Source organism: Limnospira sp. (assembly GCF_051859755.1).
In the GTDB taxonomy this organism is placed as follows: Bacteria; Cyanobacteriota; Cyanobacteriia; order Cyanobacteriales; family Microcoleaceae; genus Limnospira; species Limnospira fusiformis.
On the sequence record NZ_JBIMLI010000125.1, the window covers coordinates 1 to 15,414 of the forward strand.

16 protein-coding genes, 1 tRNA gene and 1 other annotated feature are annotated in these 15,414 nt (G+C 45.7%); of the genes, 6 read left to right on the forward strand and 11 right to left on the reverse strand.

Features of this window, described 5'->3' with window-relative positions; all coding sequences use genetic code 11:
- Positions 1-139: 139 nt before the first annotated feature.
- Positions 140-406, reverse strand: a complete 267-nt coding sequence (locus ACTIE0_RS18410; RefSeq protein ID WP_006670603.1) for a DUF6439 family protein — start codon at positions 404-406, stop codon at positions 140-142.
- Between the two features lie 41 nt (positions 407-447).
- Between ACTIE0_RS18410 and ACTIE0_RS18415 the strand changes: the two genes are divergently transcribed.
- Positions 448-831 carry a sll0565 family protein gene (locus tag ACTIE0_RS18415; RefSeq protein ID WP_006622634.1) on the forward strand — a complete coding sequence of 128 codons (384 nt, stop codon included), beginning with the start codon at positions 448-450 and terminating at the stop codon, positions 829-831.
- A gap of 4 nt (positions 832-835) precedes the next feature.
- Here the strand turns inward: ACTIE0_RS18415 and mtnA are convergent, their stop codons facing one another.
- Entirely contained in the window at positions 836-1,942 is a 1,107-nt protein-coding gene (gene mtnA / locus ACTIE0_RS18420) for an S-methyl-5-thioribose-1-phosphate isomerase (RefSeq protein WP_006670602.1), read from the reverse strand.
- Between the two features lie 89 nt (positions 1,943-2,031).
- Here mtnA and gcvP point away from each other — a divergent pair, with 89 nt between their 5' ends.
- The 3 genes from gcvP to ACTIE0_RS18435 all read left to right on the forward strand — a co-directional run bounded on the left by gcvP (position 2,032) and on the right by ACTIE0_RS18435 (position 8,571).
- Positions 2,032-4,971, forward strand: a complete 2,940-nt coding sequence (gene gcvP / locus ACTIE0_RS18425) for an aminomethyl-transferring glycine dehydrogenase (protein ID WP_006670601.1) — start codon at positions 2,032-2,034, stop codon at positions 4,969-4,971.
- 887 nt (positions 4,972-5,858) lie between these two features.
- The gene (locus ACTIE0_RS18430; protein WP_006622637.1) at positions 5,859-7,031 is read left to right on the forward strand and encodes a WecB/TagA/CpsF family glycosyltransferase; all 1,173 of its coding nucleotides are present in this window, start codon (positions 5,859-5,861) and stop codon (positions 7,029-7,031) included.
- 310 nt (positions 7,032-7,341) lie between these two features.
- Positions 7,342-8,571 (forward strand): serine hydrolase, encoded by a 1,230-nt coding sequence (locus ACTIE0_RS18435; RefSeq protein ID WP_006670599.1) that lies wholly within the window; start codon positions 7,342-7,344, stop codon positions 8,569-8,571.
- 27 nt (positions 8,572-8,598) lie between these two features.
- On the opposite strand, the gene rplL is transcribed toward ACTIE0_RS18435, so the two are convergent.
- The 9 genes from rplL to glyQ all read right to left on the reverse strand — a co-directional run bounded on the left by rplL (position 8,599) and on the right by glyQ (position 14,018).
- Positions 8,599-9,003, reverse strand: a complete 405-nt coding sequence (rplL, locus tag ACTIE0_RS18440) for a 50S ribosomal protein L7/L12 (RefSeq protein ID WP_006622639.1) — start codon at positions 9,001-9,003, stop codon at positions 8,599-8,601.
- A gap of 47 nt (positions 9,004-9,050) precedes the next feature.
- A complete protein-coding gene (rplJ, locus tag ACTIE0_RS18445; RefSeq protein ID WP_006622640.1) occupies positions 9,051-9,620 on the reverse strand; it encodes a 50S ribosomal protein L10 in 570 nt (189 codons plus the stop codon).
- A gap of 60 nt (positions 9,621-9,680) precedes the next feature.
- Positions 9,681-9,853, reverse strand: a sequence feature (ribosomal protein L10 leader region).
- Between the two features lie 185 nt (positions 9,854-10,038).
- Complete coding sequence (gene rplA, locus ACTIE0_RS18450) at positions 10,039-10,755, reverse strand: 50S ribosomal protein L1 (protein WP_006622642.1); 717 nt, start codon at positions 10,753-10,755, stop codon at positions 10,039-10,041.
- 96 nt (positions 10,756-10,851) lie between these two features.
- Positions 10,852-11,277 (reverse strand): 50S ribosomal protein L11, encoded by a 426-nt coding sequence (gene rplK, locus ACTIE0_RS18455; RefSeq protein ID WP_006622643.1) that lies wholly within the window; start codon positions 11,275-11,277, stop codon positions 10,852-10,854.
- A gap of 3 nt (positions 11,278-11,280) precedes the next feature.
- Positions 11,281-11,952: a transcription termination/antitermination protein NusG gene (gene nusG / locus ACTIE0_RS18460; RefSeq protein WP_006622644.1), complete on the reverse strand. Its 672-nt coding sequence runs from the start codon at positions 11,950-11,952 to the stop codon at positions 11,281-11,283.
- Positions 11,949-12,173, reverse strand: a complete 225-nt coding sequence (gene secE / locus ACTIE0_RS18465; protein ID WP_006622645.1) for a preprotein translocase subunit SecE — start codon at positions 12,171-12,173, stop codon at positions 11,949-11,951. The genes nusG and secE overlap by 4 nt, the downstream gene beginning before the upstream one ends.
- Positions 12,174-12,378: 205 nt before the next feature.
- Positions 12,379-12,451: transfer RNA gene (locus ACTIE0_RS18470), tRNA-Trp, on the reverse strand.
- A 118-nt stretch (positions 12,452-12,569) separates the two neighbouring features.
- Positions 12,570-12,956: a 50S ribosomal protein L19 gene (rplS, locus tag ACTIE0_RS18475; RefSeq protein WP_035760001.1), complete on the reverse strand. Its 387-nt coding sequence runs from the start codon at positions 12,954-12,956 to the stop codon at positions 12,570-12,572.
- 180 nt (positions 12,957-13,136) lie between these two features.
- Positions 13,137-14,018: a glycine--tRNA ligase subunit alpha gene (gene glyQ, locus ACTIE0_RS18480; protein ID WP_035760003.1), complete on the reverse strand. Its 882-nt coding sequence runs from the start codon at positions 14,016-14,018 to the stop codon at positions 13,137-13,139.
- 151 nt (positions 14,019-14,169) lie between these two features.
- Between glyQ and ACTIE0_RS18485 the strand changes: the two genes are divergently transcribed.
- Entirely contained in the window at positions 14,170-14,640 is a 471-nt protein-coding gene (locus ACTIE0_RS18485) for a hypothetical protein (RefSeq protein WP_006622649.1), read from the forward strand.
- A 488-nt stretch (positions 14,641-15,128) separates the two neighbouring features.
- The gene (locus ACTIE0_RS18490; RefSeq protein ID WP_233497490.1) at positions 15,129-15,341 is read left to right on the forward strand and encodes a hypothetical protein; all 213 of its coding nucleotides are present in this window, start codon (positions 15,129-15,131) and stop codon (positions 15,339-15,341) included.
- Positions 15,342-15,414 lie beyond the last annotated feature (73 nt).

Here is a 15,414-nt window from a genome sequence, read left to right on the forward strand (position 1 = left end):
GCCAGTTAAGGCTTAAGCTGGTCAGCTACCTGAAAGCGGGGGCACGAAGCCCCCGTGCTTCAGCCGGGGGTGCTGACAGTCTAGTCGAGGCTGGTAGCCCTATCTGTGGAATATTTGATTCAACAACCCATTTCGGGGATCATTTAGAGCCATGAGTAGGACATGGAGGTGCAGAGATGGACCTATCTAACCAACCGACCGCCTGTTGTAATCTGGGGATAGCCTCAGATGGTTCATCCTTGAGCAAAAAAATCAAAGCCGCGGCCACCTGTTCCCGAGCCCGAGCATTACGATTAGATTTGAGACGATGCCAGTCCCGTTCAGAAATAGCCAGATGTTCAGCTAGTTTCTGGGCTAGTTGCAAAGTCTCGGCATTATCAATTTTGGTTGAACTAGAATGAGTCATGGTGATTCTATATTTGAAGTTGGGAGAATTTTCTAATCATTATGCCAAGAAATACCTCATCCCAACCTAACCCCAATGATTCTCAACTGAATCGGGACCAAGAGGAAATCGAAGAAGCCCTCGAATCTGCCTCGACAGCGATCGCCACCATACAAGAGAGGATAGCTCAAATTCAGCGTGATCGCCAACGTCAAGCCGAGCTGAAAAACCGCATTGACCAAGTGATCCCCCAACTCCAGCAGGTCAAATCCCAACAACTCAAGCAAGAATTAAAACAGCTTACCCAGGAACTAGAAGCCGTAGAACTCAACTTAGAAAGCAGCCTGTTTACCTGGGGTAGCCTCAAAGAACCCTTTTGGCAAGCAGTCCGTTTTGGGGGACTAGGGGTAGTAATTGGTTGGCTGCTGAAATCCTGTTCTGGTTAGACATTCAGCATTGATGAACCATAAGATTTTTGAGATCCCCAGGTGCTACAGCCCCATGTTCAGTAATAATTGCCGTAATTAACTCAGCCGGAGTCACATCAAAAGCCGGATTATAAAACTCCACACCTGGGGGACAAATAGCAGTCGAGCCAATTTGATAAACTTCTTTCGGGTCTCTTTCCTCAATAGGGATACCTTCCCCGCTCTGTAATCGAAAGTCTACCGTAGACAGGGGAGCAGCTACAAAAAAGGGGATATTGTGGGCGCGAGCCACCAAAGCCACATTATAAGTGCCAATTTTATTAGCGGTATCTCCATTAGCCGCAATGCGATCGGCACCAACGATCGCCGCATGAATTAACCCCAACTTCATACAGTGAGCCGCCATATTATCCGCAATCAAAGTCACCGGGATCTGATCCTGTACACATTCCCAAGTAGTTAATTTTGCTCCCTGTAGACGGGGGCGAGTTTCATCAGCATAGACCCGCCCCAAGCGTTGCGCCGCCTTACAGGATCGAATGACCCCCAAAGCCGTACCATAACCCGCCGTAGCCAAAGATCCCGTGTTACAGTGAGTCAAAATATTAAGCTGTTCGGGAGTTTTGGGTAAAACCGCCAGTCCGTGATCTCCGATCGCCTGACAAGTATTCAAGTCCTCAGCTTGAATTTGTTGAGCCGCAGCCAATAGCACCTGGGGAATTTCCGACACAGAAACCGAAGTTTCCCTAGCGGTTTTCAGCATTCTTTCAATAGCCCAAAACAAATTTACCGCCGTGGGGCGAGTATTCCCCAAAATCTCAGCCACCCCTTTAAGTTCCGCCAAAAACCCATCGCGATCGCTTTTTTGAATATCCCGCGCCCCCAAATACATACCATAAGCGGCTGCAATACCAATAGCCGGAGCGCCTCGGACAATCATAGTAGCGATCGCCCTAGCCATATCTTTATAGCGCTTAATTTCCACGATCGCATACTCATGACTGAGGCGAGTTTGGTCAATGAGTAAAACTCGATCCTCGTGCCAAATAACCGGATAAACCTTAGTTTCCATAGAGATTGTCACTTTATCATAGCCAACACCAGCGATCATCTGTTGTACACCTTCCATCAAGCCGCCATTGTACCCATTCAGGGATTTAGGGACTACAATTTGATGATTCTGTTTTAAATGATCTTTGTTGAATCAGTCGGAGTTTCATGCTGGATATCAATTTACCCGGTCCCACAAAATCCCCAAACCATAGTACATCGAATCTCAGCCATCCCCGTGATGGTCACATCAATAGAACCCCCGCCGATCAATTCCTCAACCGACATATCGGCCCCAATGACGCTGAAATTCAACAAATGCTGTCAGCGATCGGATACAACAGTATAGAAAGCCTGATTGATAATACCATTCCCCAAGGCATTCGTTTAAACCGCCCCCTGAACCTACCCACCCCCCTTACCGAACATCAGGCTTTAGTCAAACTCCGCGAAATTGCCAGTAAAAATCAAATTTACCGTTCCTTTATCGGTATGGGTTACTCCGACTGTATCACCCCCCCCGTTATCCAACGGAACATCCTAGAAAATCCGGGATGGTACACCGCATATACTCCCTACCAAGCCGAAATCGCCCAGGGACGCTTGGAAGCCCTACTAAACTTTCAAACACTCGTTATCGACCTAACCGGGCTAGAAATCGCTAACGCCTCCCTTCTTGATGAAGGGACCGCCGCCGCCGAAGCCATGACCATGAGTTATGGAATTAGCAAAGCCAAAGCCCATCACTTTTTTGTCTCCCAAGACTGTCACCCTCAAACCATAGAGGTCCTACAAACTAGGGCTAAACCCCTAGGTATTGAAATCATTATTGGAGATTTCCGCACCTTCGACTTTAGCGATCCAATTTTTGGGGCTTTATTGCAATACCCCGCCACTAATGGCGCAATTTACGACTATCGGGAATTTATCCAAACCGCCCATAACCATAAAGCCATTATTACCATGGCTGCAGATATCCTCAGCCTTACCCTACTGACACCCCCAGGAGAATTAGGCGCTGATATCGCCGTAGGAAGCACCCAGCGCCTCGGTGTTCCCCTAGGTTATGGGGGACCCCACGCGGCTTATTTTGCCACCAGGGAAGCCTTTAAACGCTCCTGTCCTGGTCGTATGGTCGGGGTTTCCATTGATAGCCAGGGTCAACCCGCCCTCCGACTCGCCCTCCAAACCAGAGAACAACATATTCGCCGCGATAAGGCTACCAGTAATATCTGTACCGCCCAGGTTCTGTTAGCTGTCATTGCTAGTATGTATGGGGTGTATCATGGACCACAGGGCTTAAAACAGATTGCTGAGAATATCCACGAGTTAACTATGATGTTGGCTACGGGTTTGCAAAAGTTGGGATATGCGATCGCCAATCATCACTTTTTTGATACCCTACAAGTTGAATTGGGTCATATATCCTCATCAGAAATTATCTCCCTCGCCCAACTCCGCCAGATTAACCTACGACCAATAGCCGATAACTCTATTGGTATCAGCCTAGATGAAACTACCACCACCGCAGATATTATTAATCTGCTGGAAATTTTTGCCCTGGGTAAACCCCTCAACTTTGGCTTAGAAGAACTTGCCATCAAATCCGCCATTCCCCCCCATTTAACTCGCACTTCTGCTTACCTCACTCACCCCGTTTTTAATAGCCATCACTCAGAAACCGAATTATTGCGGTATTTACAACGCTTAGAAAGTCGGGATTTATCCCTGACTACCTCTATGATTCCTCTGGGTTCCTGTACCATGAAACTTAACGCCACCGCCGAGATGATTCCTGTCACTTGGCCGGAGTTTGGTAAGTTGCACCCCTTCGCACCCAAATCTCAAACTCAAGGTTATCAGGTATTGTTTCAACAACTTGAGGAATGGTTGGCAGAAATTACCGGATTTGCTGGCATTTCTCTACAGCCTAATGCAGGTTCTCAAGGGGAATATGCTGGTTTATTAGCAATTCGTGGTTATCATCAAAGCCGAGGAGAAAATCAACGCCATATTTGTCTAATTCCTGAATCTGCACACGGTACTAATCCCGCTAGTGCCGTTATGTGTGGCATGAAAGTTGTACCTGTTAAATGTGACAGCCAGGGTAATATTGATATTGATGATTTGCAGCAAAAAGCTGAACAGCATCAAGACCAACTCGCTGCTTTGATGGTAACTTATCCCTCCACTCATGGCGTGTTTGAAGACGGTATTCGCCATATTTGTGACATCATCCACCGCTGCGGGGGTCAGGTTTATATGGATGGTGCTAATATGAATGCACAGGTAGGGTTATGTCGTCCCGGAGATTTTGGCGCTGATGTCTGCCACCTGAATTTGCACAAAACTTTCTGTATACCCCACGGCGGCGGGGGTCCGGGAATGGGTCCCATTGGGGTGATGCCACACCTATTACCGTTTTTACCCGGTCATTGTGTCGTGGATATGGGGGAAACTTACTCAGGCGGTGCGGTTTCGGCTGCGCCTTGGGGTAGTGCTAGTATTCTGGTCATCTCCTGGATGTATATTGCTATGATGGGGGCTTCTGGCTTGAAAAAAGCTACCGAGGTCGCCATTCTCAATGCTAATTATATGGCGCGTCGTCTACAGGGGGTTTATCCGATTCTCTACAAGGGTAACAATGGTACAGTTGCCCATGAGTGTATTTTGGATCTGCGATCGCTCAAAAAGTCTGCTAATATTGATGTGGATGATATCGCTAAACGACTCATGGATTACGGTTTCCACGCCCCTACTATTTCTTGGCCAGTGGCGGGGACTATGATGGTGGAACCTACAGAAAGTGAGTCTCTCGATGAGTTGGATCGTTTCTGTGCCTCTATGATTGCTATTCGTCAGGAAATTGCTGCCATTGAGTCCGGGGAGTTTGACCGGGAAAATAACCCCCTTAAACAAGCCCCCCACACCGCAGAATCTCTGATTGTGGGTGAGTGGAATCGTCCCTACTCCCGGGAAGTAGCCGCTTATCCCGCCGCTTGGACTCGCGACTATAAATATTGGCCGCCTGTGGGTCGCATTGATAATGCCTTTGGCGATCGCAATTTTGTCTGTTCCTGTGCGCCTGTGACCGCTTATCAGGATTAAGCCATAACCCTCTCTCTCCCATTCAGTCATGGGGCTTATCTACCTGATACAGCCCCGGCTTCTGTGTTATTAAATTAAAAGCGATCGAAATTTTACCCTCCATCTTAACTGATCCTTTACAATGGTTTGTTAATTCTTTACATAATTTTCTTGATTTTCCCAGCTATTCACCCTTATGATGTGGTTAACTGCCTCAGCCAAGGGATTCGGTTTTAGCACCGCACTGGCTGCTGGGTGGTTTTTTATCGTTTCACCTCCAGCGTGAAATTCCCATGATAGTTTGATTGACTTTTCACTAAACCAGCCATTTTCCTACTATATCCTTCTTTGTAGCAAAATCAAAATTGGCAGTAGTTCAGTCAGCACCCCCGGCTGAAGCACGGGGGCTTCGTGCCCCCCTTTCAGGTAGCTGACCAGCTATAGCCTTAACTGGCTCCGTTCAGAGCAAGAGTTAAAGTTCCTACCCTGGAATGCGTGCTAGTTCCAGGCCCTAGAACCGAATCGTTAAACATCTCTAAGGGGTTAAGGACGTGCGATTTGGATAGTACCGACTCTGAACATTGGCGAAGCAAACATTACCCCGCAAGGGAGTCGGAGCCAACCATAGCTCCATGGAGGGGCAACCATACCCCTCCACCCCGCAAGGGGGTGCTGGCGGCTAAAGCCGCTTGAGTCGGTTTTCCTCTCCGTGATCAATCACGGAGCTTCCAACCCTCCCAGGAGTTTTACGTGAAACTTAGTTAGCCAAAATATGCCGAGGTATTCGTGCTAAGTTTCATTCATTAAGTGTTACAGACAAGTCAGCCCACTGCAACCTAACAAAAACTCCATCAAAACCATCTATTATCTGGTTTTTGGTACAACTGTAAAAACACGGTACATATATCATGAACGAAGTTAAGTTATTCAATATATGTATTGACAATATTACCACCGAACAACTCCTAGAAGAACTTGGGAGACGTGGCGGTATTGTTTTCACTCCTAATGTCGATCACTTGATGCGATTGCAGAAAGACAAAGAGTTTTACGACATCTATAATAAGTCGGATTACCGCGTTTGTGATAGTCAGATTGTCTACTATGCTTCTCGGCTTTTAAACCAGCCTATTGCTGAAAAAATATCCGGCTCTGACCTATTTCCCGCCTTCTATAATTACTACCGAGATTGTGAAGAGATTAAGATATTTTTGCTCGGTGCTGCTGAAGGTGTAGCCGCTAGGGCGAAAGTTAAAATCAACGAAAAAGTCGGTCGTGAAATGGTCGTTGACTGCTACTCTCCACCCTTTGGTTTTGAAAAAGACGAGCTGGAATGTCAACGCATTGTCGATCGCATTAATCACTCAAAAGCCTCTGTTCTTGCTGTTGGGGTCGGCGCTCCCAAACAAGAAAAGTGGATTATGAAACATAAGGATAAACTTAACCATGCCAAAATCTTCTTAGCTATTGGCGCGACTATTGATTTTGAAGCCGGAGAAAAACCCCGTTCACCTCAGTGGATAAGTGAAGCAGGTCTGGAGTGGTTACACAGACTCGTATCTGAACCACTGCGCCTCTGGAAGCGCTATCTCATTGAAGATATGCCCTTTTTCCTGCTACTCATGCAACAAAAACTTAACCTTTATCATTCCCCCTTTAGCTCTTTGGGAGACATGGCTACCCCTCATTGGCAAATGCCTTTATTGGGACAAATGCTTGAGGATGCCGGTTTATTAGATGAACTTCAGGTGCAACGGGTGCTTCAAATTCAAGAGCAAAGGCACAATCTCCGCTTTGGTGAAATTGTCACAGATTTGGGTTGGCTACGTCAAGAAACCGTGGACTTTTTTGCCGAGCAGCTACCTCAAATTGGTGGGAGTCAACAAAGGCAACCTTTGGGTTATTACCTCAAACAGGCTATGCTTTTGGATGATCAACAAATTAACTTGATTTTGCTTGAACAACAGCAAAAATATCTCAGGTTTGGCGAACTTGCCGTCCAGAAACAATGGCTCAAGCAACAAACTGTTGATTCTATTCTGTCCTATCTCACCCGCCCACAGACCGAAATGCCGCTTTGAATCTACACCAATGTTAAGTTTTGTAACGAAAAATTAAGAAATGTTACAAAAAATTTCCTCTGGGGGAGGGGGGTTGCGTTTCGCGGGAGCTTGTGGTATCATTTTAAATAATGGGAATAGTGATAATTTTTAATTTTTTGCACAGATTACCATTATTTAACTTACTACCTTAATAGTATCATGAGTTCCCAGGACTTGTCAACCCCCGGCGCTAAATTACGAGGGCCATTTTTTAAAAATTGATGAAAAAATCAACTTTGAATTTTCTTTTTCTATGGTAGCGATCGCCTTGGGTTAAGGTATGGTATGTATGCAGGTCAATGCTGAGAAAATGGTTTATATTCGCCGACGGGGACACTCCTATAAAAAAAATCGGATTATGGGTAATGTAAAGCGTCTGCCAAGGTTACGGTATGATCGGCTGTTATTGCTAATGATAGTAACGATCGCTTTGGGGTGGGGTATGCTGTCGATAGTCAGGTCCCTAGTGTTGAAACTCTCAACCGCCAAAGTAGATCAAATCTCATCAACAGAACCAATAAAAACCGGGTATAATGTGCAGTCAGCACCCAACTGGGATAGTAAAGCACAACTACAGGCGATCGTCAATGAAACAGTAGCGATCGCCAAAAACAAAGGATTCCCGACCGAAGCACTGTCGATCACCTTAGTAGATGTGAGCGATTCCGGCAAGCACTACAAAGCTGGATACAACAACCAAATTTTAAGGTTTCCCGCCAGCGTTGCCAAACTATTTTGGTTAGTCGGCTTTTTTGATCAAGTTGAACGTGGGTCAATTAGGGATGAATCTAAATTTCATGACCACCTCAACCAAATGATTCGCATTTCCGATAATCAATCAGCCAGTGAAATTGTAGATGCTATTACCCAAACCACTTCCGGGGAAGCCTTAACCGGAAAAGACTTAACAACCTGGCTAAACCAACGCAGTCAGATTAACAAATTCTTTGAACAAGCGGGTTATGCTGGAATTATTCTCAGCATGAAAAATTATCCCATCGACAACTCACAAGAAACACCCACAGGTAGAGATCTGCAATTAAAGCAAACTCGAGACCTAGTTAATGGAAACCAGATCACCACAGACCAGGCGGCGCGGCTAATGTATGAAATTTACACCCAGCAAGCCGTTTCTCCCATAGCCAGCACCAAAATGGCTTACCTTCTCACCCGAGATCTAAATTCCGAGACTTGGGACGAAAGCGATCGCCACTTTATCGAAGGATTTTTAGGTCAATCATTACCCACAGACATTTATTTTGGTTCCAAAGTTGGTTATACCAGCCACTCACGCCAAGAAGTGATTTTTGTAAGAACCCTAGATGATCAGACCATTTATATTCTGGCAATTTTCGCCAATGATCCCGCCTACTCTCAAGATCAAGACATCTTTCCTCAAATGTCCCGCCACATTTTTGATCGCCTCAATAGAGCCTCCCAAAACCTGACCCCCAAAGAAGTCAGCGTTTTTCACTCCACCACCGAACCCAGTCAACTCAAAAAACCCTCCCTGAATTAGGGGAGGGTCCTGTTCGCATTCAGAGAATTATTTAACTTCCACTTTAGCGCCAGCTTCTTCTAGTTGTTTCTTAATGCTTTCCGCATCTTCTTTGGTGGTAGCTTCCTTAATAGCTTTAGGAGCACTTTCTACCAAGTCTTTAGCTTCCTTCAGACCCAAACCGGTAATGCTACGAACTACTTTCAGAACCGCGATTTTCTTATCAGCGGGGAACTCAGTCAGAATCACATCAAACTCAGTTTTTTCTTCTTCCGCCGCCGCTTCCGCACCAGGAGCAGCCATACCAGGAGCAGCCATCATCATCATACCGCCGCCAGCAGAAGCCGAAGCATCAACGCCAAAAGCCTCCTCAATTTGCTTAACCAACTCAGATGCTTCTAACAGGCTCAAAGATTTTAGTTGTTCTAAAATTTGATCAGTTTTTTCAGACATGGGTTAACCCTCAACAAGTAATAAATAACAAACAATTGAAAAGCGATTTAAGCCGCCTGGGAATCGTCTTTTTCGGATACAGCCTTGATAGCGCGCACCAGAGAAGCCGGAACCTCTTTGATACCAACCGCCAGCTTCGTGGGAACTGCATTGACTCCAACCGCCACCTTCGTAGGAATAGAGTTGATCGCTCCCGCGATACGAGCCATGAGTTCTTCCTTGGTGGGAAGTTCTGTAATAGCTTTGATCTCATCAGGACTCAAAGCGCGACCTTCCATCACCCCGCCGCGTAGCTCAGTTTTTTTGCTTTCCTTTTGAAAAGCCTGATACGCTTTAATCGCAGCACCAAAATCGTCTTGAATGAAGATAAACGCTGAACTACCGCTGAGGAATTTCTCCATCGGTTTCCAGTTGTCATCTCCTTCAACCGCTTTCTGCATCAAGGTGTTTTTCGTGACTTTGCAGACACTACCCGTTTCCCGAAGGCGGTTCCGCAAGTCAGTAATTTGGGAAACAGACAGCCCAGTGTAGTCAATCACCAAAGTCAGTTGAGCGGAGCTTAACTGCTTCTGGATATCTACAACAATGTTTTCCTTTTGGGCTAAGGTTCTTCCCATTCCTGTTGAACCTCCGTATTTGATGAACGCCCAATCCCTAATGGGTCAAACAGAAGACAAATTGGCATTAAAAAACCCGGAACTCACCAAGCCGGGTAAAGGAATAAAAATTATCCGTTAGAACTCAAGGCATAATTAGCCTTTAATTCACCGTTAAAATCTTTAATACCTTAACCTCGGCAGGATATTAAGCCAGTTGCGCCTGCTGTCTTCGGTTATCAGATCTTTAGAATTATAAGTGGGCTACAGTGCTTAATTGCACAATTAAACATTATTACACTATTCGTGTATGTTGTCAAGCAAAAAGTTATTTTCGGGGAAATCAGCAGCAGGGAGCAGGGATGAGTATATTTGAGTACCAACCTTCTCCCTGTCCACTTCTCGCCCGGAGTTTCTGTAGCCTACAGATTCCCTTTCCCTATGCAGCTTCCGCGATTTTCAGATCCCGCAAAGCATTGATATCTAACTGAATCGCTGGACCCATAGTGCTACAGACATAAACACTCCGCCAATAGCGACCCTTAGCCCCAGAGGGACGGTTACGGTCAATACATTCTTGTAACGCCGACAGGTTAACCAGCAGGTCTTCCGCTGAGAAAGATACCTTTCCAAACATCACGTGGACAATCCCGGTGCGATCGCTCCGAAACTCCAGTTTTCCTGCCTTAAATTCAGCGATCGCCTGAGTTAAATCCATAGTCACCGTACCACCCTTGGGGGAAGGCATCAAACCCTTTGGACCCAACAAACGACCCAACTTAGCCACCTGGGGCATCATATCCGGTGTAGCGATTAACTTGTCAAAATCCAGCATTCCTTTCTGAATTTCTGCGATCAGATCATCTGACCCCACCAAGTCCGCCCCGGCGCTTTGGGCTTCAGCCACCTTATCACCTTTAGCCAGAACAGCCACCCGCACCTCTTGTCCTGTTCCTTTCGGCAGTGTCACCGTTGTTCTCAGTTGCTGATCCGTATATTTCGGGTCAATACCAAGACGAATGTGGGCTTCTACCGACTCCGGGAACTTAGCCGTTGCCGTTTCCTTGAGTAGTTGCAGGCCCTCTAGGGGTTCATAAAGTCTATCTTCAACCTTTTGTTGAAGTTCTTTTAATCGACGCGATACTTTTTTTGGCATGATTTCCTCCTGGGGTCAATAACGAAGTTAAACTTCTCCCCCAATATGTCAATTCAACAATTGGGTTGGCTCAAATTTTTTTCTTAGCTACCTAAATTAATCCGCGACAGCAATACCCATATTACGGGCTGTCCCTTCCACAATTTTCATGGCAGCTTCCAAATCATTCGCATTCAGGTCCGGCATTTTCACCTCTGCGATTTCTCGCAACTGGCTGCGATTAATTGTTCCCACTCGAACCCGGTTCGGTTCACCTGAACCTTTTTCAATTCCGGCCGCTTTCTTAATCAGCACTGACGCTGGCGGAGTTTTGAGGACAAAAGTAAAACTTCGATCTTCATAAACCGAAATCTCTACCGGAATCACCAAACCCACCTTATCCGCAGTTTTGGCGTTATACTCCTTGCAAAACATCATGATGTTCACCCCATGCTGACCCAAAGCTGGGCCGATGGGGGGAGCCGGGTTTGCTTTTCCCGCGTTAATTGCTAACTTGATAACTGCTACAACTTTCTTTGCCATTTGTTAGCCCTGCTTTTCAACCTGATTGAACTCCAATTCCACTGGCGTGTCTCGTCCAAAAATCGACAGTAAGGCCTTGAGCTTATTACGTTCCGGGCTCACTTCAATGACATCCCCTTCAAAGTCTTTGAACGGGCCAGATAGCACCAGGATATGATCCCCACTCGCCATCTCTACCTTCACAACAGCTTCCTGTTGCTGGGTTTGTCTGAAAATCCGATCAACTTCTGATGGACTTAATGGCAGGGGTTTAACATGGCCCCGCCCTCGCCCGGAGTGACGTTTCTGCTCTGCCCCGACAAAGTTAATCACATGAGGGGTATTTTTGACAACCTGCCAAGCCTCATCGTCAACATCCCACTGGTTGAACTCATTATTCCAGTTCAGTTTCATCTGGATTAACACATAGCCCGGAAATACTTTTTCCTGACTATGCTGGCGACTGCCATCCTTACGGAGTTTAATCGCCTGAGTCTGGGGAATCTCCACTTTGAGAATCCGGTCAGCCACATCCAGAGTTTGAACCCGTTGGTCTAAGTTCAGTTTCACCCGCTTTTCGCAGCCAGATGCTACCTGAACAGCATACCAGCGGACTTGTCCTGGCGCATATTCTGGCTCACTGTCTATTTCAGACATTACATTGAGTTGTTCTGACTCATCTGATCCAAAAGTCATCCAAATACCTGCCCCGACGACCAACGAAAGAAGTTATCTATTAAATAGATTAGTGTTGCTGAAAGCATTACCATTAACAAGACTCCCGCCGATTCACTCAGCAGTTGCTGGCGAGTAGGCCAGACCACCTTATCTAGTTCTTCCTTGGTTTCTTTCAAAAAACCACCAACACTAAACCCCTTCGGGACTTCCTGAATCCCTGCTTCTTCTTTCTTTGACACAGCTTTCCCCCTCGTGATTTTTAACTTAACAGTCGATTTTAACAACTGCGGCACGCTGGCTCAAACTACTTATTGTAACATCCTCAGTGCCATACTGAAACATTGCCCTAATACTTTTTGAGTTTTAGTTAATTGATGTCGCCCGCTTTCATTAGCCAAAACCAGGCTAACAAAAACTTAACCTGGTTGACTTTTGCTTAGTTAACGCGCCCTGAAGGACTTGAACCCTCGACATCAGGTTTTGGAGACCTGCGTTCTACCAACTGAACTAAGGACGCACCCTGCATGGGGCTTTTATGCCATAACCGCTCGCTAGTATAGCACGGTGTCTTGATAGATGCAAGTGCTTTTTGTGGAAATTTAAAGTTTTGGTCGCCAACCTTTACAGAAAGGGACTTAAAGAGGACGATCAAAACGCTGAGGAACTCGCGTCGCTTTCCCAACGCGATCGCGAAGATAGTACAATTTAGCCCGACGGACCTTCCCTCTCATGATTACCTTAATACTAGCAATCCGGGGTGAGTGGAGCAAGAACACCCGTTCTACCCCAACCCCCTGGAAAATACGACGGACGGTGATGGTTTCGTTGATACCACCATTACGCATAGCGATTACCGTCCCTTGATAGGGCTGAATCCTTTCCTTTCCACCTTCAGTGATTCTCACACCGACCTTCACCGTATCTCCTACATAGATTTTAGGGATACTTCCTTTTTGGACCTTGGTTTTGATACTCTCGATCTCTTCTTGCTCAATGGCGCGGATAATTTCCTGGGCTTGCATGGCAGTCGTTTCAAACTCACAATCTCTCATTATGACATCCTTTGGTCATTTTTTCAACCCAACCGACAAGGATTTTCCAGGATCACATCAACCCCTACCCCCTGCACCATGAAATTAACCCTAGGGAAGGGACAAGGCTGGACTTGTCTGTATACCTATCTGGCATGACTCGGAGGAATTTCAAGCCGCTTGAGGAGATTTGAGGAGGGGAAAACCCAGACCTTCTCGCTGTTCCAAATAACAGTGAGCCACCCGACGCGCCAGATTCCGAATTCTGCCAATATATCTAGTACGTTCAGTCACCGCAATTACCCCCCTAGCATCTAATAAATTGAAACTGTGGGAACACTTGAGGACGTAATCTAAACTCGGTAAAACTAAACCTTGCTCAATCAACTGTTCCGCTTCCTGTTCATACAACGAGAATAAATTAAACAGTAACTCGGGGTTAGATGCTTCAAAATTGTAGGTACATTGTTCTATTTCCCCCTGTAGATGAATATCACCATAGTTAATCTCATCAGTCCAAGCAATTTTGACAATAGCATCTACATTTTGCAAATACATCGCCAGCCTTTCTAATCCATAGGTGATTTCAATACAAACCGGACGACAATCAATTCCTCCACATTGTTGGAAGTAGGTAAACTGAGTAATTTCCATCCCATCTAACCACACTTCCCAACCTACACCCCAAGCACCTAAAGTGGGTGACTCCCAGTTATCCTCGACAAACCTAATATCATGGTCTTCTGGATTGATTCCTAGTACCCGCAAAGAGTCTAAATAAATCTCTTGGATATTGTTGGGAGAAGGCTTGATTAGTACCTGATATTGATAATAATGTTGAAAGCGGTTAGGGTTCTCCCCATAACGTCCATCTGTAGGGCGGCGACAGGGTTCTATATACGCCACAGACCACGGTTCTGGACCGATCGCCCGTAGAAATGTATGATGGCTCATGGTTCCTGCCCCTTTTTCGGTATCATAGGGTTGGGCAATTAAACAACCGCGATCGCTCCAAAATTGGTTCAGGGTGGCAATAACTGATTGAAAGTTCACTGGTAAATTATTGATAACTAAGGTGTCCGCCACAATTCTATCAAATATCATCCTCATTATTTCACCCTTCCCAACTTCCCCCAACTGTCCCTCGACTATTGCTGCTTTGATGATAAGATGAGTCTGGCAACAATTATGGAGAGATAAAATTATGGCTGCTACACATTACTTGTCGGTTTGGAAAGGCTGTAAAATGCTGTGGCTGGCGGGATTATTAGCAACTTTTGCGAGTCCGGCTCATGGTCAAATCAACCCTGGTTTTTCTGAGGATATCATCCTGGCTCAGAATACTAGCAGCGATATAGTATGGCGCAGGCTAAATCAACAGGAAACCCGTGATACTATTGATGCCATACTTGGTAGCCCCATGGGTATCGCTGGATTAAATCAATTGGCGATCGAAGGCTTTATTGGCTTTGATTGTGGCAAAAGTTATTATCAGGATGTAGATGGTTTTCGCTGGCTACTTCAGGTTAATTGTCGGACACCTAGAGGGGTTTCTACTGCTGTGGCTTATGATGAAATTCGGGTGATTTTTAACTCTTTTGAAGGGAGAATTGAGTCTTTTACTACTGAGCGACATGGCGGCGATTTGCCTACGGGTGCGCTCCGCTTGGATTGAATAATTGTATTATTTGACTTAGCGGCTAATACTATTAATAAATAAGCCGCAAATTGCTATATAACCCTCGTAAAACCCTCGGATGATACTATAGCTATCCTCGATGATGTGCGGTCAGACCAGCCAGATGCAAAGCCTGGGATACCCTCGGCGATTAACCGGGTTTCTCTTTTTGGCTAGTTTATTAATTTCTACTCAATAGGCGTATCTTAGGTAACACTAAATTTGGCAAAAATGGGCGGACTTAGTTAAGTTTAGCTAATGTATAGCTGGGGATAGTTTTGATTTTCGTAAGTTTGTTAAGAATTGAGAGTAACTGATATACCAGAAAAATCCTGCCCCTGTTTTCCTGTGATCGCTAACCTGAGTACAGGTATAGGGAGAGTCTCGAAGAGGGTGGTTTGATGAGATTGATAGTCTTAGGTTTAGTGTGGTTTGGTTTATTGTCAGTGATGATAGTACCAGTGTCAGAGGCGGCGATATGTCGAATGATCGATAATCACCAGATATGTATAATTAGCCTTAAACGCAGCGCCAAATATCATTGGGAATATAGGGCGAAACTGAGTATTGACGGGGTAGCACAGGGAGAGTGGATTTATAATTGTCGCGATCGCCTCCGGGTAGATTCAGATGGAAAACAGGCGAAATTTGAACCCAACAGTTTTGGGGAGTATCTTTGTCGGACAGTTAACTATTGACACTCCCCGGCGTGAACGCACGGGGATTCTTTGTTCTACGACACGACTTGCTGATGCAGGATTTCTCCAACAA

Coding starts and splice junctions, on each gene's coding strand:
- nusG (WP_006622644.1), bottom strand. CDS start 11,952: ATGACTTTTGGATCAGATGAGTCAGAACAACTCAATGTAATGTCTGAA.
- gcvP (WP_006670601.1), top strand. CDS start 2,032: ATGCTGGATATCAATTTACCCGGTCCCACAAAATCCCCAAACCATAGT.
- mtnA (WP_006670602.1), bottom strand. CDS start 1,942: ATGGAAGGTGTACAACAGATGATCGCTGGTGTTGGCTATGATAAAGTG.
- rplA (WP_006622642.1), bottom strand. CDS start 10,755: ATGCCAAAAAAAGTATCGCGTCGATTAAAAGAACTTCAACAAAAGGTT.
- rplJ (WP_006622640.1), bottom strand. CDS start 9,620: ATGGGAAGAACCTTAGCCCAAAAGGAAAACATTGTTGTAGATATCCAG.
- ACTIE0_RS18410 (WP_006670603.1), bottom strand. CDS start 406: ATGACTCATTCTAGTTCAACCAAAATTGATAATGCCGAGACTTTGCAA.
- ACTIE0_RS18490 (WP_233497490.1), top strand. CDS start 15,129: ATGATCGATAATCACCAGATATGTATAATTAGCCTTAAACGCAGCGCC.
- rplS (WP_035760001.1), bottom strand. CDS start 12,956: ATGCAAGCCCAGGAAATTATCCGCGCCATTGAGCAAGAAGAGATCGAG.
- ACTIE0_RS18485 (WP_006622649.1), top strand. CDS start 14,170: ATGGCTGCTACACATTACTTGTCGGTTTGGAAAGGCTGTAAAATGCTG.
- rplK (WP_006622643.1), bottom strand. CDS start 11,277: ATGGCAAAGAAAGTTGTAGCAGTTATCAAGTTAGCAATTAACGCGGGA.
- rplL (WP_006622639.1), bottom strand. CDS start 9,003: ATGTCTGAAAAAACTGATCAAATTTTAGAACAACTAAAATCTTTGAGC.
- ACTIE0_RS18430 (WP_006622637.1), top strand. CDS start 5,859: ATGAACGAAGTTAAGTTATTCAATATATGTATTGACAATATTACCACC.
- ACTIE0_RS18435 (WP_006670599.1), top strand. CDS start 7,342: ATGCAGGTCAATGCTGAGAAAATGGTTTATATTCGCCGACGGGGACAC.
- ACTIE0_RS18415 (WP_006622634.1), top strand. CDS start 448: ATGCCAAGAAATACCTCATCCCAACCTAACCCCAATGATTCTCAACTG.